Source organism: Halovulum sp. GXIMD14794 (assembly GCF_054457455.1).
In genome coordinates, this window is sequence record NZ_JBTLNF010000006.1 from 162,949 (window position 1) to 182,433 (window position 19,485).

The following is a 19,485-nucleotide window of genomic DNA, read 5'->3' on the forward strand; positions in this document are numbered from 1 at the left end:
CGCCCTCTTACCAGTTGGTGACCGAGCCGTCGGGCCGCACCAGATGCGGCGGCTCGAAGGCGACCGGCGGCGCGGCGCGCAGCGCCTCCTCGTCGACTTCGACGCCCAGTCCGGGCGCATCGGGCACCATGTAGAACGGCCCGTCCATGTGGACCTGTCCGGGGAACAGCGTCCGGTCGTGAAAGCCCAGGTCCTCGGTCGGCGCCTGCCGGGTCTCGACCCAGGCGAAGTTCGGCACCGCCGCCGCCATGTGGATCGTCGCCGCGGTGCAGACCGGCCCAAGCGGGTTGTGCGGCATCAGGTCGATGTAATGCCGCTCGCACCAACCGGCGACCTTCATCGCCTCGGTGAAGCCGCCGATATTGCAGATATCCAGCCGCATGAACTGCGTCAGCCCCTGCTCGATATACGGCCCCGCCTGCCACTTGCTGGCGAACTCCTCGCCCACGGCGAAGGGAATGTTCGTCATCGAGCGCAGCGTCGCATAGGCCTCGGGCGTCTCGTCGCGGATCGGTTCCTCGAGAAAATCCAAAGTCCCGGCGGGCAGCATGTTGCAGAAACTCGCGGCCTCGGCCGGGGACAGCCGATGGTGCCAGTCGATGCCCAGAACCAGGTCCGGCTCGAAATGCTGGCGCAGGGCGATCAGGTCGGTGGCGGTCGCGGCGATGGCCCGGCGCGGCTCGAAGACCACGCCCTCCTGGCTGTAGGTCGGGCTGACCCGAACGCAGGACCAGCCCGCATCCACCAGCACCGAAGTCGCGGCGATGATCTCGTCGCCGGTGTCGCCGATGGCGCATGCGAAACTCTCCACCCGGTCCCGCTGCTTGCCGCCCAGAAGCTGGTGCACCGGCACGCCCAGCCGCTTGCCCAGAAGGTCGTAGAGCGCGATGTCGATGGCTGACATGGCGGCGGTCAGCACCCGGCCGCCCTCGAAATACTGGCTGCGGTAGGTCTCCTGCCAGATCCGGCCGATCTGGCGGCTGTCCTGACCCAGCAGGAACTGCGCGAAATGCCCGATGGTGGCAGCCACCGCACCCTCGCGCCCGGACAGCCCGCTCTCGCCCCAACCGGTCAGCCCGTCGTCGGTGGTGATCTTCACCAACAGCTGGTTGCGCTTGCCGACATTGGCCGTGATCGGCTCGATCGCTGCGATGCGATGCCCGGACTGCGGCGCGCGGGCCTTCGACGCATCAACCCTCACCGGCGCGTCGAGACCTGGAGAACACTGGGACATCGGAAGGGCCTTTCGAGTCAGGAACAGGGCAAGTCGCGGATCATTCCTACTTGATCGTACATTATCTTGCAAATAGATTGTACACGTACCGAGGCCAAGCGCCGGAGCCTCGCGGTCCGCTTGACCGCACCCCGGCGCGCGCCCATTGATGGATCATGAGCGTATCGATGTTCGCCAACACCACAGCCGCCCAGGCCGGGACCGACGCACAGGCCGAGCCGACCGTCTACGAGCGGATCCGCAACGATATCCTGACGGGCCATCTCGAGGCGAACGCCCGGCTCAAGGTCTCCGAGATCGCCAAGAGGCACGGCACCTCGACCAACCCGGTGCGCGAGGCGCTGCAACAGCTGCGCGGCGAGGGGCTGGTCGTGATCTCGCCGAACCAGGGCGCACGGGTCCGGCCCATCGACCCGGATTTCATCCGCGACGTCTACGAGATCGGGCTGGAGATCGAGCCCTACCTGCTGCGCTGGTTCCTCGACACGGTGACGCCCGAGGACATCGCCGAGCTGGAAGACGTCCAGCGCCGGATCGAAGAACTCAACTTCGCCGACCAGGCCCTGCACACGCAGCTGAACTCGCGCTTTCACCTGCTGATGTACCAGTCGCACTACAACCGGCTGGCGTTCGACCTCTGGGCGCAGCACCGCGAGATCATGGGCGCGCTCAGCACCCGGATCACCATCTATCCCGCCCGCAAGGAAGCCATTATCGCCGAGCACCGCGAACTGCTCGACGCGATCCGCACCCATGACAAGGAGCGCGCGGTGAAGGTGCTGCGCGCCCATATCGAGGATGCCGGCAAGCACCTGATGGACCAGCTTCGGGCGCAGTTGATGCGCAAGGACGCGGCGCGGTCGATGCCGGGCTGAACCTCCGGCACCCCGAAGCAAGTTTTGTCGATATTTTTTGATTTGATCGCCAGACACTGCTAGTCTGCCTGCAACCGCCCCACCGGGGACGAAACGTGCAGGACCACGATGAACATTGTCGAAGATCAGGGGTTCATGACGGATGCCGAGCTGGCCTATGCCGCGATCCGCCATGACATCATCCACAACCGCCTGCCCGCCGGCCACAAGCTGAAGGTCGTCGAGCTGCGCGAGACCTATAAGGTCGGCTCTGCGCCGCTGCGCGAGGCGCTGTCGCGGCTGATAGGCGACCGGCTGGTGGTGCAGCAAAGCCAGCGCGGCTTCCGGGTCAAGCAGACCTCGGCCGAGGACGTGAAGGACCTCGGGCGCGTCCGGGTGATGCTGGAATGCGAGACGTTGCGCGACAGCCTGTCCAAGGGCGACGACGAGTGGGAGGCGCGGGTCGTCGCCGCCTATCACCGGCTCTCGCTGGTCGAGCGGCGCGAGCGTGACGAGGAACAGCTCGAGGAACTCGAGGCCCGCAACACCGACTTCCACGAGGCACTGGTCTCGGCCTCGCCCTCGTGGTGGCTGCTCGAACTTCGGCGGCAGGTCTACGCACATCACGAACGCTATCGCTACCTTTCGCGCACCACCGGCGGCAGCGGCCGCGACACGCCGGCCGAACATGCCGCGATCTTCGACGCCGCGATCCGCCGCGACGCCAAGACCACCTGCGCGCTGATGACCAAGCATATCGACCTGACGACCGAGGCCGCGCTCGCGGCGCTTGCCGACCAGGACAAGGGCGCCTGACCCTTCCCGACATTTCCCGGAGATCCCCATGCACGTGCTCGTGGTCCAGCCCATGCTCGACGCCGTGACGCCCGACGCCGAAGGCCGCCGCGCCTGGCGCAAACGCCTCGAGGCCGAGGCCCCCGGCTACACCTTCGCCTATCTCGACAAGGCGGCGGACCTGAAGGACCGCATCCACGAGGCCGATATCGTCGCGGGCGCGGTTCCGCCCGAGGCGCTGGCCCGCGCCACGTCGCGCCTGAAATGGGTGCAGTCCTGGGCGGCGGGCCCGGATACGCAGCTCTACCCCGCGTTCGTCGCCAGCGACATCCGGCTGACCTGCTGCAAGGGCAACGGCGCAGTGCCCCTAGCCGAGCACGCGATGATGCTGATGATGATGCTGCAACGGGACGCGGTGCAATGGCTCGACGACCAGCGCGCGCACCGCTGGGGCCGGCGCACCCACGGCGAGCTTCTGGGCAAGACCTGCGCCATCCTCGGCACCGGGCATTCCGGGCAGGACCTGGCGCTCAAGGCCAAGGCGTTCCACATGCGCACCCTCGGCCTGCGCCGCAGCGCGGACCCGCTGCCGAATTTCGACCGCATGTACGCGCCCGAGGACCTGCACGCCTTCCTCGCCGAGGCCGATTTCCTCGTCGTCACCGCCCCGCGCACACCGACGACCGTGGGCCTGCTCGGCAAGGCCGAGTTCGCCGCGATGAAACCCGGCGCCTACTATGTCTGCTTCTCGCGCGGCGGGATCGCAGACGACGCCGCCTTGCTCGAGGCGCTGCAAAGCGGCCACCTCGCCGGGGCAGGCCTCGACGCGCATGACGTCGAACCGCTGCCCGAGGACAGCCCGTTCTGGGACGCCCCCAACACGATCGTCACGCCGCACAACGGCGCATCGACCACGGGGACCCACACCCGCGGGCTGGAGATCCTGATCGAGAACCTCCGCCGCCACCGCGCGGGCGAAGAGCTGTACAACCTGATTGACAAGCAAGCCGGCTACTAGCCGCCCTCAGGCATAGCTGGTCGCACCGTCCGGTTTCACCAGCACGTCGCGGGACCAGTGCGAATACTCGTCCACCGACAGCGCCCGCTCATCGATCTCGACGCCCCAGCCGGGCCGGTCCGGGCGCAACTCGAGATGGCCGTCCACGGGCAGGTACGGGTCCGTAATCCAGGGCACGTCGCGGCAGACCTTGTACTCAAGGATCTTGAAGTTCGGCAGCGCGGCAGCGAAGTGCAGGTTGTGCGCGGTCGCCAGCGGCCCCATCGGGTTGTGCGGGGCGACAGGCACGAAATGCGCGTCCGCGACTTCAGCGATGCGGCGGATCTCGGTCAGCCCGCCGACCACGGCGATGTCCGGCTGCACGATGTCCGCCCCGCCCGCCGCCAGCAGCGCCAGGAACTCGTGCCGGTCGTACAGCGCCTCGCCGGTGGCCAGCGGAATGTCCATCTTGGCCTTCATCTGCCCCCAGGCGGGCTTGTGACCGGGGCGCAATGGCTCTTCCAGGAACATCGGATCATAGGGCGCGATGGCGCGCGCCAGCCGCACCGCGTCGATGCCCTCCATGATGACGGAATGCGCATCGAAGGCGAACTCCCAGTGCTTCGGCAACCGCTCGCGCAGCTCCTTCAGGTAGGCGCCGGTCGCGGCGCAGACCTCGCCCCAGCGGCCCTCGAACGGGGCCTTGCGATAGGGCGACAGCTTGAACGCGGTGAAGCCGAATTCCTCGTTCAGCGCGGTCAACTTCTTGACCGCCGCATCCGGTTCGGGCGCGCCGATGGCAGTGCAATAGACCCGGACCCGGTCGCGCACATTGCCGCCCAGCATCTGGTAGACCGGCACGCCGATGGCCTTGGCCGCCACGTCCCAGAGCGCATGGTCGATCGCCGAGATCGCCGCCAGCCCGATCGCGCCCGGCGGAAACCGGGTCACGTGCATCAGCTTCTCATGCAGGAAGGTGACGCGGCGCGGATCCTCGCCGTCGAGATGGGTGAAGAAATAGTCCAGCACCGGCGGCAGGGCGCGCTCGGGGCCGTGAGCATAGGCCTCGCCCCAGCCGCAGATGCCGGCGTCGGTCTCGACCTTGACCAGCACGCGCGGCCGGTCGTCCACCCGCTGCATGTAGCTGCGGAGCGCCGTGATCTTCATGTCGTTCTCCTTCTCACGCGCTGCGCTTCCAGCCGTGGTCGTGTTGCTCCGAGGCGTCCCGCCCGTCGATATAGCTGCCCACCGGCGGGTGATGCCCGCCAAGCGCCAGCGCGTCGCCCTCGCTTCGCATCCAGTCGAAGACCTGACGCCTCAACCCCGCCTTGACCGAGCGGTGCCGGGCGCTCTCGGCCAGATTCACCCGCTCCTGCGGGTCGACCTCGAGGTCGTAAAGCTCCTCGATGTCATGCGGGCTCCAGACATATTTGTGCTGCGCCGTGCGGATGCCCCGGAACTTGAATTGCCGCCCCTGATAGGCGTCGTAGCCGAAACAGACGTGGTCCCGCGCCTCGGCCCAGTAGCTGCGCCGCGCCTCGGCTTCGGTCAGCACGCCCGGCACCCCGGCGCGCTCGATCAGCGTCGGGAACAGGTCGCGGAAGCTGGTGAACCCCTCCCGCGGGCCGGGCGCCGCGCCCTGATCGCGGACCAGCATCGGGATCCGCAGCACCTCGTCGTAGAAAAACGGACCCTTGTCGAACCAGCCGTGCGCGCCCAGCATCTCGCCGTGATCGGCGGTGAAGGCCATGACCGAACTCTCGTCCAGCCCCAGCGCCGAGACCTCGCGGCGCAGCTGCCCGAACAGATCGTCGATATACGAACAGAACCCCCAGTAATGCTGCGCCGTGCGCCGCCAGTCCGCCTGCGTCAGATGCCCGGTCGACTGGCACGGCCAATAGGACGCGCCCTGCGCCGCCGGCTTCCCGCTTTCCGAGAACTGCGGCATGTGGTTTTCCGGCATGAAGTCTTCGGGCAGATCGTCGTATAGCCGGACCCACTTCTCGGGGACGTGATGCGGGAAATGCGGCCCCTGAAGCGAGACGATCAGACAGAACGGTTTGTCCGATTTCGCATACTCCCGCAGCCGCTCGATCCCGACGGCGACGCGCTGCCCGTCGATCGGCACGCCCTCGGCGATGGTGCCGTAATAGGGATCGAGCCGCGGCCCGTCGAAGCGCAGCCCGCCTTCACCCGTGACCAGGGCCTGTTCGCCGCCGTCGCTCAGCGGCGCATCGGTGATCCCGCGCTCGATCAGCGTGCCCGCGCCCAGATGCCACTTGCCGATGAAGGTGACGTCATAGCCCTGCTCCTGCAGCCGCTCCATGTAGGTGCGCTGGCCGGGATGCAGCTTGCCGTGCGGGTAGAACGAGCTGCCCTGCACATTGTCCATCGTCCCGGTCTGATGCGGCCACTTGCCGGTATAGAGACTGCCGCGCGCCGGGGTGCACAGCGGCACCGAGGTGCAGGCGTTGACGAAATTCGCGGATTCGCCCGCAAAGGCGCGCAGGTTCGGCAGCTTCGCCGGGTTTCCCGGCCGGTTCAACGTGTCCCAGCGCCACTGGTCGGTGAGGAAAAGGATGATGTTCTTCTGCGTCATCTCACGGTCTTTCTGTTGTTGTCGCGCGGCACCCGCCCGCGCTCGATCCACCAGATCGCCAGCCCGCCGCCGACGATCAGCACCGTGCCCAGCCCGAACCAGAGGCCCAGCGGGTCGGCGAAGAACACGACACCCAGGATCGCGGCAAAGATCACCTGGCTGTAGAGGAAGGGCGACAGCACCGAGGCCGGCCCCGAACGCAGCCCGATCTGCAGGCAGACATGCGAGGCCGTCCCGAGGCAGGCCATGACGGCTACCAGCCCGAGGTCAACTGCGTTGAACGGCACCCAAACGAAGGGCTGGAGCGGCAGCAGAAGCGCGGCGCAGATCAGCGGTAGAAGCGCCATGCCCGGCACCGCCTCGTCCGGGTCGGACACCCGCTGCGTCAGCAGCACATAGACCGCCGACGAAACGGCGGAGCCCAACGGCAGCGCCCAATAGAGGCTCAAGCCTCCGCCCTCGAGCTTCGGCGCCATGATCGCCAGCACGCCGGAAAAGCCCGCGACCAGCGCGGTGCTGCGCCGCCAGCCGATCGTCTCGCCCAGGAACAGAACCGACAGCAGCGTCACCACCAACGGGCTGAGGAACTGGATCACCGTCGCCTGGCTGAGCGGCACGTGGATCAGCGCGACATGCATGCACATCGACGCCCCCAGAAGCCCGCAAGCCCGTGCAAGGTGCAGGCCGGGGCGCGACGTGCGCCAGATCCGCCGCTGTCCCGCGGCGCGCAGGATCAGCGCGACGAAGATCCCGTGCAGCGTGAACCGCAGCACACCGATCTGGAACGGCGAATGCCGCGTCGCGAGATCCTTCACAAGCGCATCCTGCGTCGCCAGCAGGCAGCCGGAGAGCGCGACCAGTCCGATCCCCGCCAGCAGCAGGGGCTGCGGGCGGGGCGCGGCCTGGCAGGCAGAGGCGTCGCTCACGGTCCTAGTTCACCGTCGCGCTGTGCGCCGAGCCCAGACGCTGCCCGGTGCCCGGATCGAACAGGTGCAGCGGCCCCTCGGGCATGACGTGCAGGCGGTCGCCCTGCCGCCCGCTGACCCGCTCGCGGAACAGGCAGGTGACGGCGGTCCTGGCAATCGTGCCGGCGACCTGGGTCTCGGCCCCGGTCGGCTCGGTCACGGTCACATCCAGCGCGATCCCGGTCTCGCGCAGCGCGAAATTGTCCGGCCGCACGCCGACGATGATCTCGCGCCCCGGCTCCAGCCCGGTCTTGGCCTGCACCGGCACCACCGGGCCGTCGCCGACCTGCACGCCGCCGGGCGCGACCACGGCAGGCAGCAGGTTCATCGAGGGCGAGCCGATGAAGGCGGCAACGAACAGGTTGCGCGGCTCGTCGTAAAGCTCCAGCGGGGTGCCGACCTGCTCTACCCTGCCCTCACTCATCACGACGATCTTGTCGGCCATGGTCATCGCCTCGATCTGGTCGTGGGTCACGTAGACCGCGGTGTTGCCCAGTCGCTGGTGCAGCGCCTTGATCTCGGCCCGCATCGACACCCGCAGCTTGGCGTCGAGGTTCGACAGAGGCTCGTCGAACAGGAACACCTTGGGATCGCGCACGATGGCCCGGCCCATGGCGACGCGCTGGCGCTGGCCGCCCGACAACTCACGCGGATAACGCTCCAGGTAGGCCTCGAGGTTCAGGATCTTCGCCGCCTCGCGCACCTTCTTCTCGATCTCGGCCTTGGGCGCGCCCGAAAGCTGCATCGAGAAGGACATGTTGTCCGCCACCTTCATGTGCGGATAGAGCGCGTAGTTCTGGAACACCATCGCGATGTCGCGGGCCTTGGGCTGCAGATTGTTCACCACCCGCCCGCCGATGCTGATGGTCCCGGCGGTGATGTCCTCCAGCCCGGCGATCATCCGCAGAAGCGTGGTCTTGCCGCAGCCCGAGGGGCCGACCAGCGCGACGAACTCGCCGTTCTCGATGTCGATGTCGATTTCCTTCAGCGCCTCGACCGCGCCGTAGTTCTTGTAGACCTGTTGGATGTTGACCTGTGCCATTGTCAGTTCTCCTTGCCGGTGGGGCCTCAGCCCTTGACCGAACCCATGGTCATCCCGCGGATGAAATGTTTCTGGAAGATCAGGAAGACGAGCAGCGTCGGGATGGCGGCGACCACCGCGCCCGAGGCGACCATGTTCCAGGCGATCTCGTACTCGCCCTCGAAGGACAGGATGCCCACCGTCACCGGTTTCTTGCCCGAGCCCTGCGTCAGCACCAGGCCCCACAGCAGGTCGTTCCAGATCCAGGTGAATTCCAGCACCACCAGCGCCGAGATCGCCGGCCGCGCCACCGGCGCATAGATCCGCCGGAAGATCGTCCACTCGTTCGCGCCGTCGATCCGGGCGGCCTCGCGCAACTCTCCGGGAACGGTGTTGAAGAAGTTGGTCATGATCAGCACCGCGAAGGGGATGTGCCGCATGATGTGGACGATGATCTGCGCGATGAACGTGTCGTGCAGGCCGATGTCGCTGATCAGCCGGAACACTGGGATCAGCTGCGTGTGGACCGGCACGAAGCTCAGCGAGACGATCACCAGGAACATCCACACCCGCCCCCGGAAGCGCATCCGGCTGAGTGCATAACCCGCCATCGTCGCCACCAGCAGCGTGCCGAAGACCGACGGCAGGGTAATGATGACCGAGGCCTTCAGATAGGGCAGCATCTGCACGAACGCCGTGCCCAGGTTGCCCCATTCATAGCTCGACGGCAGCGCCCAGGCGCCGTTCTGGGTGATGTCCGGAATGGTCCGGATCGAGGTCAGTAGCGTGCCGAGGATCGGCAGGAAGAACAGCACCGCCAGCAGCAGCAGCAGCAGCACCTGTCCGCCGCGCACCACCGGTTCCTCGAACCGCTCCCGGAAGGTCGGCGGCGCGTCGGCCATGTTGGCGGCGGGCGCCATGCTCATCGTGGTATGGGTCATCGCCTCAGCTCCACTCGCGTTCCTGGGCCTTGGCCATGCGACGCACGTAGGGGACGACCAACGTTGCGGTCATCAGCGTCACGACGACGCCGATCGCCGCGCCATAGCCGAACTTGTAGTTCCAGAAGGTCTCCATATACATCCGGTAGCCGACCACCTCGGTGGTGCCGAACGGCCCGCCCGCGGTCATGGTCAGCACGATCTCGGTCGCCAGCAGCGCCTGGATCAGCGCCGAGGACACCGCGATCGTCATCGCCGGTTTTAGCAGCGGCAACGTCACCCGGAAGAAGATCTGTCGCCGTGTGCCGCCATCGACCCGCGCCGCCTCGATCAGTTCCTGCGGGATCGCCGAGAGACCGGCGAGGAAGATCACCGTCGCGAAGGCGATCTGCCGCCAGGCGGCCGCCGCGATCACCGAGAAATTGCCCGCGTCCGGCCCCAGCCACTCGACAATCAGGAAGTCGAGACCCAGCATCTTCAGCAGTTGGTCCAGCAACCCGACGTCGGGCTCGTAGATCCAGCCCCAGATCACGCCGACGATGGCAAAGGACAGCGCCAGCGGCAGGAAGAACACCGTCTTGATCAGGCTCGCGCCCCAGAAGGTGCGCTTGACCAGCAGCGCGATGATGATCGCCAGCGTGTTCGGCACGAACAGGAACACCGCGACCCAGATTGCCGTGTTCTTGAGCGAGTTGAGGAAATACTCGTCCGTCGCCAGGCCGATGTAATTCTGCAGGCCGACGAAGTCGCCGGGGGCACCAACGCCGACCTGATTGGTCAGGCTGATGGCGAAGGTCTGGAAGATCGGGATCGCGCCGAAGATCCCGTAGATCAGGATCGCGGGGGCGAGGAACAGCCAGGGCGTCATGCGGGCGTTCACGGGATGGGTCCTCCTGCTTGGGGGGCCGACGGGGCGCGAAACCTGGGTCCCGCGCCCCCGCGGATCATTCGCCGTAGACTTCCAGACGGCGCGCCTCGAGCTTCTCGAGCACGTTCATGTACTGGTCCGGATAGGCCAGGAAACGCGGGAACTCGCGCTTGGCGACCTCGGTCACGCCGGGATGGGTGGCCAGTTCCAGGTTCTGGTGGAACGGTGCGCCGACCATCTCCTTGAAGGCGTCGATCGTGGGCTGGAAGCTGACCGGCTCGTAGATCTCGGTCGGCACGTCCTTGTTCGCAGCCATGCGCTGCGCCTGCTGCGAAAAGCGGATCTGCGGCTCGGTCTCGGCGATGCACTTGAGCATGGCCACCGCGTTCTCGGTATTGGCGCCCGCGCCGCTGGCCGACCAGCCCTCGACCGCGCCTTCGACGGCCTGCTCGACACCCTCGTCGATCACCGGGAAGTTGAAGACGCCGAAATCCTTCTCGGGCTCCAGCCCGGCCTTGATGAAGTTGCCGACGGTCCACATGCCCATCAGCTCCATCGCGCCCTCGTCATTGACGAACTTGGTCGCCATCTCCTGCCAGCTCATCGAGGTAAACCGCTTTGAGAAGTACCCGGCCTCGACCAGCTCGGCCCAAAGCTCCATCGCGCGAACGACCTTCGGGTCGGTGTAGCTTTCGGTCCCGGCCATCAGACCCGTGCGGAAGTCCGAACCGGCGGTGCGCAACACCATGTAGTCGAACCACAGCAGCGGCTCCCACCCGGCCTTGGAGCCGATCAGGATCGGCGTGACGCCAGCCTCCTTCAGCTTGGCGGCGACGGCCTTGAACTCGTCCCAGTTGCTCGGCGGCTCGACACCCGCCTCGGCGAAGACCTTCTTGTTGTACCAGAACACGTTGGGCTGGAAGGTGCTGGGCATGGCGTAGACGTTGCCGTCCGGCTCGGTGCTGGTGGCCTGGATGCCGGGGTAGAAATTGTCCTTCACCTCGTCCCAGGCGTCGCCCAGGGCCATGATCTTGCCGGTCTCGGCCTGGAACTGCGCGCGGCCCCCGGCCCAGTAGGCATAGATGTCCGGAGGGTTGGAACTCGACAGCTGCACCGGCAACTGCACCTCGTACTGCTCGGGCGGCGAGAAGTTCTCGACCACCTCGATATCCAGCTTCTCCGAGCAGTAGTTGAACATCGCCATGCGCGGCTCGCGCGCCGAGTCGGCGGCCGAGCGGTGGAACAGGTTCACCTGCCCCTCGGCAGCGGCGGGACTTGCGCCCACGGCCATTGGCAGGGCCAGACAGGCGGCGGCCACCAGGTTCACGGATTTCGGCATTTCAGACCTCCCTTGCAGGTTCCGATGTTTTGATTGCGATTTTCATTTTTACCGATATTTTCAGTTACGCTACATTTATCGCGAAAACCAGTCAAGTCAGCGTTTCCCGCGAAACGCCGCTTTTCCCGGAAACACCAAGGAGGAAACGACATGGACAAGGCAATCGGACCCGAGATCAGCCCCCATTCACCGCTGAAACGCCCCCACGACCGCGCGGTGCGCTGGACCGGCGGCTTCTGGGGCGACAAGTTCGACATGGTGAAGAGGGAGTCGCTGCAAAGCGTGCTCGACGCGCTCGAGGACCCCGCCAACGCCGCCTATTTCGGCAACTTCCGCGCCGCCGCGAAGGGCAAGGGCACCTTTCACGGCCGCTACTGGAGCGATGGCGACTGCTACAAGGCCATCGAGACGATGCTGCTGTTCCTCGACATCGAACATGACGCCGATCTGGAAGCACAGATCGACGCCCGCATCGCCGAGGTGGCCGCCGCGCAGGAAGCCGACGGCTATCTCAACACCCAGATCTCGCTGACCGACAAGGGCCGTTGGACCGACATCGAGCACCACGAGATGTACAATCTCGGGCACCTGTTCACCGCGGGCGTGCTGCACCACCAGGTCACCGGCAAGACCAGCCTGCTGGATATCGCGGTGCGCGCGGCGGACAACCTTCACGACACGTTCAAGGGTCGCGACCCGGACCTCGCCCGGTTCGGTTTCAACCCCAGCCAGATCATGGGCCTGGTCGAGCTCTACCGCGAGACCGGCGCCCGCAAATACCTCGACCTCGCGCGGATCTTCGTCGAGAACCGCGGCCTGCACCCGGACCTGCGCGGCAACAACGGCGACCAGAGCCAGATGCGCGTGCCGATCCTCGACGAGACCGAAGCCGTCGGCCATGCCGTGACCGGCCCCTATCTCTGGGCCGGGGCGGCCGACATCGTGATGGAGACCGACGAACAGCCCCTGCTCGACGCCGTGAAACGCATCTGGGAGGACAGCACCTTCCGAAAGATGTACATCACCGGCGGCATCGGCGCGCTCCACAAGGGCACGGCCGAGCGCAGCCACCCGCGCTACGAGCAGATCGCCGAGGCCTACGGCCGCCCCTACCAGCTGCCCAGCGACACCGCCTATAACGAGACCTGCGCCAACATCTCGAACGCGATGTGGAGCTGGCGGCTGCTGCAGCTGACCGGCGACGCGCGCTATGCGGACGTGATGGAGCAGGTGCTCTACAACGCCGCGCTGTCCGCCGTGTCGCTCTCGGGCAGCCATTTCACCTATTCGAACCCGCTGCGCTTCAACGGCGAGACGCATTTCATCGGCAACAACGACTCGCCCCGGCGCTGGACCCGCTGGACCTGCTATTGTTGCCCGCCGCAGGTCACGCGCACCATCGCCGGCCTGCACCGCTGGGCCTATTCGCAGGCCGACGACGCCCTGTGGCTGCACCTCTACGGCACCAACCGGATCGAGACCGAACTAGCCTCGGGCCGTATCGCTCTGTCCCAGCAGTCGGACTTCCCCTGGTCCGGCGAGGTGACACTGACAGTCGAGGCCGCGCCTCAGGCCGAGACCACGCTCCACCTGCGCCTGCCGGGCTGGAGCCCGGGTGCGGCGGTCACGGTTAACGGCGCGGCGATCGCGACCGAGGGCAACGGCGCGCGCTATGTCCCCCTCACCCGCCGCTGGCAGGTCGGGGATACCGTCACGCTGAACCTCGACATCTCGCCCCGGATCATGGCCGCCCGCCCGGACGTCGAGGAAGTCCGCAACCAGGTCGCCGTCACCTGCGGCCCGGTGGTCTACTGCCTCGAAGGCGCAGACCTGCCCGAAGGCGTGACGATCAACGAGGTGGCGCTGGCCCCGGATACCGCCTTCACCCCGCGCACGGGCGAGGGCCTGTTCGCCGGGCTGACCCTGCTGGACTGCACGCTGAAGCGCCGGGCGAAATGGCAGGGAGGTGCGCTCTACGCCCCGTTGGCCGCATTGCAAGGCGACACGGTGCAGGCGACGCTGATCCCCTATTTCGCCTGGAACAACCGGGACGACAACACGATGGCCGTCTGGCTGCCGCTGGCAGGCTGAGGCCCGTTTCGGGCGCCGCACACCGCGGCGCCCGGATCTTTCAGGCGGGAATGTCCAACGCCGAATGCACGGTCTTGCGGTTCAGGTACTCGCCGATGGCGACCTGCCCGGATTCGTAGCCCACCCCCGAATGCTTCACCCCGCCGAAGGGCGCCTCGGGATGCGCCAGCATCATGTCGTTGATCCCGACCATCCCGGCCTGAAGCCCCGCCGACAGGCGCTCGGCGGTCGCGGCATCGCGGGTGAACCCGTAGGCCCCCAGCCCGTACTCGGTCGCATTCGCCCGCGCGATGGCGTCGTCCAGGTCGCGCCAGGTCAGCACCGGCGCGATCGGGCCGAACGGCTCCTCGACCATGACCTGCGCATCCTCCGGCACGTTCTCCAGCACCGTCGGCTGGAAGAAATGGCCCGCGTTGCGCCCCGGCACCCGGGCACCGCCGGTGCGCAACACCGCGCCCCGTTCCAGCGCGTCGGCGACCAGCCGCTCGGTCTTGGCCATCTGCGCCGGACCGGTCAGCGGCCCCATCGTCACCTCGGGGTCCAGCGGATCGCCGACCACCAGCCCCTCGGCTACGCGCACCATCTCGTCCACGAAAGGCGGGGCGATGTCCTCGTGCACGTAGATCCGGTTCGGCGAGGCACATACCTGCCCCGCGTTGAAGAACTTCACCCGCGCCACATGCCGCGCCGCCGCCACCACGTCGCTGTCCGGGCAGACGATCACCGGCGAGTGCCCGCCCAGTTCCATCGACACCCGCTTCACCGTCGCCGCCGCCTGCTCCATCAGCAGCTTGCCGACCCGCGTCGATCCGGTGAACGAGATCTTGCGCACCACGTCCGAGGCCATCAGCGCCGGAGACACGCCCGACGGCTCGCCCTGCAAGACCTGCAACACGCCCTCGGGCAAGCCGCCCTCCAGGCAGCACTCGGCCAGGATTGTCGCGGTCAGCGGCGTCTGCTCCGAGGGCCGCAGGATGATCGCGCAGCCCGCCGCCAGCGCCGGGGCGACCTTGCGGATCGGCAGGCTGAAAGGGAAATTCCACGGCGCGAATCCGGCGACCACGCCCACCGGCTCGGGCCGGATCGCCAGCGCCCCGCCCATGCGCGAGGGGATCGCCTGCCCATACAGCCGCTCGGCCTCGCCCGCGAACCAGGTGAACTGCTCGGCCCCCGAGTCCGCCTCGGCAATGGCCTGCGCCGCGGGTCGCCCCATCTCGGTCGCGATGGCGCGCGCGATCTCGTCCCGCCGCACGCGGATCGCGGCGCCGATGTCGCGCAGCACCCGCGCCCGCTGCCAGCCGGGCACCGCCGACCAGCGCGTGAAGGCCGCCTGCGCATGCTCCAGCGCCTCGGCCACATGCTCCGGCCCGCAGCACGGCACCTGGTAGAGCACCTCTTCCGTCGCCGGGTTGACCACGTCCATCGGCGGGCGGCTGCTGTCGGTGCCGAACCGCCCCCCGACCAGGTATTTCGGCACGTGCGTCCCCACGGTTTTCAGCATCACGCGAACCTGACCGAAACGGTGCCGCAGGGTCCGAAATCCGCTACCAACTCGTCGCCGGGATCCGCCCAGACCGGCCGCGTGAACGAACCCGACAGCACCATGTGCCCGGCCTCCAGCCCGACGCCGAACCCGGCCAGCTTGTTGCCCAGCCAGGCGACGGCATTTGCCGGATGATCCATCACCCCGGCGGCGAGGCCGCTTTCCTCGATCTCGCCATTGCGCAGGAACAACGCGCCGACCCAGCGCAGGTCCAGCTCGCCCGGGCGGAAGCGCTTCTCGCCCAGGATCAGCCCGGCGGCGGCGCCATTGTCGGCCACCGTGTCGAAGATCTTGCGCGGCTCCAGCACACGGGCGTCGATGATCTCGATCGAGGGTACGACCCATTCCGTCGCCGCCAGCACATCCGCACCGGTCAGCCCCGGCCCCTTCAGCGTACGGCCCAGGATGAAGGTCAACTCTGGCTCGACTCGCGGCACGCAGTAATCCGCGTGACGCACCGTCGCGCCGTCCTCGATCAGCATGTTGCGGAACACATGGCCGTAATCCGGCTCGTCGATCTTCGACGAGGCGCGCATCGCCTTCGAGGTCAGCCCGACCTTGTGGCCGACCAGCTCCTCGCCCCGGTCGATCCGCGCCTGGGCCACCCGGCGCGAGATGTCATAGGCGTCGTCGATGCCGATGTTGGGGAAAGCCACCGAAAGCTGTGTGGCCTGGGTGCGGGTTTCCTCGGCCAGAAGCAGCGTGCGGCTGGCCTCGACGCGGGAGGCTTCGGGAAGCATGTTGTCGTCCTTTCACATTTATATCGTCATTCATATTTTTTACCGATATTTTTGCAAAATGGAAGACAGAAGCCGCCGGCGCTGGACGCCGCATTGCAGGCTTGGAAGATTGGAACGAGTGGGGGTGGCCGAGAAGCTGTTGCTAAGAGAGTAACCGTCGTCAATGGGGAGTTTCTTTCAACGACATACTCATACAAAACGCGGATCTAACGCGAGCGCCCAGTTTTGGCCATAAGCTCCGCAGATTGAGGACGCAATCGTGGCTTCACTGATTGCGAAAACGCGAGGGTAGAAAATGTTGCACTTCCCCAAAATCGGCCCGTTCTGCGCCGAGGCCCGCTCGAACACGGGCGGGATCAGACCTGAACAGCGGCCCAGTAGCTTGAGGAGGCTAGTTTTTGTGGCCGCATTGTTGATGGTGCCCGCAGCCGCCCAAGCTGGAATGGACGAGGGTCCATGTTGGGTTGAAGATCAGGAGGAGCCAAGTTCCTATTGCTGGTCATATCTCCACTGGCTTCCGCAGTATGTCGAGGACTTTGACGTTGGCCGGTTGAGCGGACGATACGCAGTCGATTGTGCTATCGAAGGAGGTATATGGCTTACGGGCACTGGTATCGGCGATGAATTTAACATGATTCGTGACGGTCACCACGTGGGAGATGCCGAGATCGTCTACTCGTACTTCGGGAACCACAACCCACCAGTCGCTTTCATTCTAGGTGTTTTGTTTGATGGATACGAAAGAGGAATTACCGTAAACGGAGATCACAACGGCTTCTATATTATTGAAGAATGGGAAAATGGTCGTCGGCTTTCCCAATGCGAGAACTAACCCGCCGCACCAGCTGAAATTCGAAGCTCGACACCCTTAAGCTGCGTCACAGGTGTGCCTGAGAGCGGGGGTAGCAGGAGAGGATCCGAAAAAGGAGGCCACCGCTCGCCGTAAAGGCATCATCGAAATGAGACATCTGAGCCGTTCTGCCGGATGACCGCATGTTCGGCATTTTTCAAGTTAGTTCCAACCGCAGCATCCGATAGAATGGGCTCAAAGCAACCAATTGCCCCAACGCGAGATATACGACGCTCAGACCACGCCGCCGTCCACGATGATCGTCTGGCCGGTGACCATCCGCGCCCCGCTCGAGGCCAGCCACAGAGCGCTATCGGCGATGTCCGAGGGGCGGATCAGGTCGGGGATGCACTGAAGCTGCTGCGTCTCGGCCTTCCAGGCCTCGGTGACCTGCCCGGCGACGCGCTCGGTGACCACCCGGCCCGGCGCGATGGCGTTGGCCCGGATGCCCTTCGGCCCCAGGTCCCGCGCCAGCCCGCGCGTCAGCCCCATGATCCCGGCCTTGGCCGTGTGATAGGCGGTCAGGTTCCCCGCCAACTTCATCCATGCCGTCGAGGACAGGTTGACGATGGCCCCGCCGCCCGCGCGTTCCATGCCCGGCGCGGCGCATTGCGAGAGCAGCGCGTGGTGGTCGAGGTTGACTGCCAGCATCCAGCGCCACTGGTCCTCGGTCTGCTCGTCGAAGGGTATGCGCCGGTCGACGCCCGCGTTGTTGACCAGTACCGTCACCGGCCCGCGCGCGGCCTCGGCCTCGGCGTGCATGGCGCGCAGCGCCGCGGTGTCGGTCAGATCGCAGGTCGCGGGCGTGATGCCGCCCGCCTGCGCGGTCTCGGCCAATCCCTCGGCCGACAGGTCCACCGCCGTTACCCGCGCCCCGGCGGCCGCGAAGGCCAGCGCGGTCGCGCGGCCGATCCCGGCGGCGGCGCCGGTGACCATCACGTGCCGGTCGCGGAACTCCTCGTAAGCCGGGCTCACAGCGCCACCTCGGTCACGCTCTGCCCCGGCACCTCGACGTCGATGGCGAACAGACCGCCCGACAGCGGCGCCTCCTCCAGCACGCTGGCGGGCAAGCGGATCGAGGCGCTGGTGATGTAGAGCCGCGTAAGCTCCGGCCCGCCGAGGCAGCAGCTCGTGGGCCGTGGCACCGGCATGTCGATCTCGCGCTTCAGGCTGCCGTCGGGGGCGTAGCAGGCGACGCGCCAGCCATCCCAGACCGCCAGCCACAGGTTGCCCTCGCTGTCGACACACAAACCGTCGGGCTTGCCCTCGGACGGCTCCAGCGTCACGAACGGCCGCCGCCCCGAGATCGCGCCCGTCTCGGGCTCGAAATCATAGGCGAAGACGATCCCCAGCGCGGTGTCGGTGAAATAGAACGTCCGCCCGTCCGGGCTCCAGTCCAGCCCGTTCGAAACCTGAAACCCGCCGTCCACCGCCTGCGCCGCCTGCACCGTATCGAAGCGGTACAAGGACCCCGAGGGCATCGAGGCGTCGAGGCTCATCGACCCGGCCCAGACCCGCCCCTTGCGGTCGGTCTTGGCATCGTTGAACCGGTTCGAGGGCATGTGTGCCTCGGGGTTGAAGATCGTTGCCAGCTTGTTGGTGTTCGGATCGTAGCGCTCCAACCCGTTCTGGGTCACGGCGACCAGCCCGTTGCCCTGCGCGGGCAACACGGCGCTGATCAGGTACGGCGCCTGCTGCATCCGGTCCTCGCCCCGTTTCGGGTCGTAGCAATGGAAGGCCGGGGCGGCGACGTCGACCCAGTGCAGCACGCCCTCGCGGGCGTCCCAGACCGGGCCCTCGCCGACGATGGCGCCGGCGGCGGCGACGCATTCCAGCCCCTCTTCGACATGGGGCGTGCGTCGGGGGTTGGGCGTGATGCTCACGGGGGCGCTTCCGATGTTGCCCATGACGCGGCGGGCGGCCTCCATCAGGTCGCGGCCGATCACGTGGCGGCGCTCGTAGGGCAGACGGTCGGCCAGCGCCGTGACCACGATCGCCCCCTGCCCCATGCCCGGAGGCCCGTTGACCGGCACCGCGATGACGGTGACCCCGTCCAGCGTGCGGGATTTCGAGATGGTGTAGCCGCGCGCGCGGCTGATGGCGAAATCGGCCAGCACGGCAGCCTGCTCGTCCTGGCTGAGATGGCCGATGATGGCGTTGACCTTGTGCGGCGGCATCGCGGCCATGATCGAGTGCCCCGAGGCGCTTTCCAGCGCGGGCAGCTCGCGACCGATCTCGACGCCGATCGCCAGCGGGTTCGGCGGGCGGCGCACATCGACATAGATGATGCGCTCGCCCTCCATGATGGTCAGGCTGACGGTCTCGTTCAGCTCCTTGGACAGGCGCAGCACCTCGGCCTCGGCGGCGGTGCGCAGGTCGAAGGACGACATCGACCGCCCGCCCAGCTCGATCAGCCGGTGGCCGAGACCATAGGTCTTGAGCCGAGTGTCATGCCGGACGAAGCCGAACTCGACCAGCGCGCCCAGCAGACGATAGAGCGTCGCCTTGGGCAGCCCGGTCTCGGCCAGCAGTTCGGTCGAGGTGCAGGGCCGCCCGGCGCCGTCCATGATCTCGAGGATCTGGATGCCCTTGACCAGCGTGCCCGCGCCCGGAAAGCGCGCCGCGATATCGTCGAACCTGTTCAAGCG

The 19,485-nt window shown here is 66.9% G+C and carries 17 protein-coding genes; 5 read left to right on the top strand and 12 right to left on the bottom strand.

The features are described 5' to 3' along the window. Positions 1-7 precede the first annotated feature (7 nt). Positions 8-1,234 carry a mandelate racemase/muconate lactonizing enzyme family protein gene (locus ACW9UR_RS15590; protein WP_458917973.1) on the bottom strand — a complete coding sequence of 409 codons (1,227 nt, stop codon included), beginning with the start codon at positions 1,232-1,234 and terminating at the stop codon, positions 8-10. A gap of 155 nt (positions 1,235-1,389) precedes the next feature. On the opposite strand from ACW9UR_RS15590, the gene ACW9UR_RS15595 reads away from it, so the two are divergent. The 3 genes from ACW9UR_RS15595 (at position 1,390) to ACW9UR_RS15605 (ending at position 3,901) form a co-directional block, all read left to right on the top strand. Then, positions 1,390-2,109 carry a GntR family transcriptional regulator gene (locus ACW9UR_RS15595; RefSeq protein ID WP_458917974.1) on the top strand — a complete coding sequence of 240 codons (720 nt, stop codon included), beginning with the start codon at positions 1,390-1,392 and terminating at the stop codon, positions 2,107-2,109. A gap of 108 nt (positions 2,110-2,217) precedes the next feature. Beyond that, positions 2,218-2,904 (top strand): GntR family transcriptional regulator, encoded by a 687-nt coding sequence (locus ACW9UR_RS15600; protein ID WP_458917975.1) that lies wholly within the window; start codon positions 2,218-2,220, stop codon positions 2,902-2,904. A gap of 28 nt (positions 2,905-2,932) precedes the next feature. Beyond that, positions 2,933-3,901 (top strand): D-2-hydroxyacid dehydrogenase, encoded by a 969-nt coding sequence (locus ACW9UR_RS15605; protein WP_458917976.1) that lies wholly within the window; start codon positions 2,933-2,935, stop codon positions 3,899-3,901. Between the two features lie 6 nt (positions 3,902-3,907). On the opposite strand, the gene ACW9UR_RS15610 is transcribed toward ACW9UR_RS15605, so the two are convergent. From ACW9UR_RS15610 to ACW9UR_RS15640, 7 genes are all read right to left on the bottom strand, one after another. After that, positions 3,908-5,047, bottom strand: coding sequence for a mandelate racemase/muconate lactonizing enzyme family protein (locus ACW9UR_RS15610; RefSeq protein WP_458917977.1), 1,140 nt, complete (start codon positions 5,045-5,047; stop codon positions 3,908-3,910). 13 nt (positions 5,048-5,060) lie between these two features. Continuing rightward, positions 5,061-6,479, bottom strand: a complete 1,419-nt coding sequence (locus tag ACW9UR_RS15615; protein ID WP_458917978.1) for a sulfatase-like hydrolase/transferase — start codon at positions 6,477-6,479, stop codon at positions 5,061-5,063. Then, positions 6,476-7,405: a DMT family transporter gene (locus ACW9UR_RS15620; protein WP_458917979.1), complete on the bottom strand. Its 930-nt coding sequence runs from the start codon at positions 7,403-7,405 to the stop codon at positions 6,476-6,478. Before ACW9UR_RS15620 ends, ACW9UR_RS15615 begins: the two co-directional genes overlap by 4 nt. A 4-nt stretch (positions 7,406-7,409) precedes the next feature. After that, complete coding sequence (locus tag ACW9UR_RS15625; protein WP_458917980.1) at positions 7,410-8,486, bottom strand: ABC transporter ATP-binding protein; 1,077 nt, start codon at positions 8,484-8,486, stop codon at positions 7,410-7,412. A 26-nt stretch (positions 8,487-8,512) separates the two neighbouring features. Then, entirely contained in the window at positions 8,513-9,406 is an 894-nt protein-coding gene (locus tag ACW9UR_RS15630) for a carbohydrate ABC transporter permease (RefSeq protein WP_458917981.1), read from the bottom strand. Positions 9,407-9,410: 4 nt separating this feature from the next. After that, the gene (locus tag ACW9UR_RS15635; RefSeq protein WP_458917982.1) at positions 9,411-10,286 is read right to left on the bottom strand and encodes a carbohydrate ABC transporter permease; all 876 of its coding nucleotides are present in this window, start codon (positions 10,284-10,286) and stop codon (positions 9,411-9,413) included. A gap of 64 nt (positions 10,287-10,350) precedes the next feature. Further along, entirely contained in the window at positions 10,351-11,613 is a 1,263-nt protein-coding gene (locus ACW9UR_RS15640; protein ID WP_458917983.1) for an ABC transporter substrate-binding protein, read from the bottom strand. Positions 11,614-11,763: 150 nt separating this feature from the next. Between ACW9UR_RS15640 and ACW9UR_RS15645 the strand changes: the two genes are divergently transcribed. Further along, entirely contained in the window at positions 11,764-13,704 is a 1,941-nt protein-coding gene (locus tag ACW9UR_RS15645) for a glycoside hydrolase family 127 protein (protein WP_458917984.1), read from the top strand. Between the two features lie 40 nt (positions 13,705-13,744). Here the strand turns inward: ACW9UR_RS15645 and ACW9UR_RS15650 are convergent, their stop codons facing one another. Further along, complete coding sequence (locus tag ACW9UR_RS15650; RefSeq protein ID WP_458917985.1) at positions 13,745-15,205, bottom strand: NAD-dependent succinate-semialdehyde dehydrogenase; 1,461 nt, start codon at positions 15,203-15,205, stop codon at positions 13,745-13,747. Continuing rightward, entirely contained in the window at positions 15,205-15,987 is a 783-nt protein-coding gene (locus ACW9UR_RS15655) for a 2-keto-4-pentenoate hydratase (protein ID WP_458917986.1), read from the bottom strand. The genes ACW9UR_RS15650 and ACW9UR_RS15655 overlap by 1 nt, the downstream gene beginning before the upstream one ends. A gap of 400 nt (positions 15,988-16,387) precedes the next feature. On the opposite strand from ACW9UR_RS15655, the gene ACW9UR_RS15660 reads away from it, so the two are divergent. Continuing rightward, a complete protein-coding gene (locus ACW9UR_RS15660) occupies positions 16,388-16,819 on the top strand; it encodes a hypothetical protein (RefSeq protein ID WP_458917987.1) in 432 nt (143 codons plus the stop codon). Positions 16,820-17,071: 252 nt separating this feature from the next. Here the strand turns inward: ACW9UR_RS15660 and ACW9UR_RS15665 are convergent, their stop codons facing one another. Further along, a complete protein-coding gene (locus tag ACW9UR_RS15665) occupies positions 17,072-17,812 on the bottom strand; it encodes an SDR family NAD(P)-dependent oxidoreductase (protein ID WP_458917988.1) in 741 nt (246 codons plus the stop codon). Beyond that, positions 17,809-19,482: an SMP-30/gluconolactonase/LRE family protein gene (locus ACW9UR_RS15670; RefSeq protein WP_458917989.1), complete on the bottom strand. Its 1,674-nt coding sequence runs from the start codon at positions 19,480-19,482 to the stop codon at positions 17,809-17,811. The genes ACW9UR_RS15665 and ACW9UR_RS15670 overlap by 4 nt, the downstream gene beginning before the upstream one ends. Positions 19,483-19,485 lie beyond the last annotated feature (3 nt).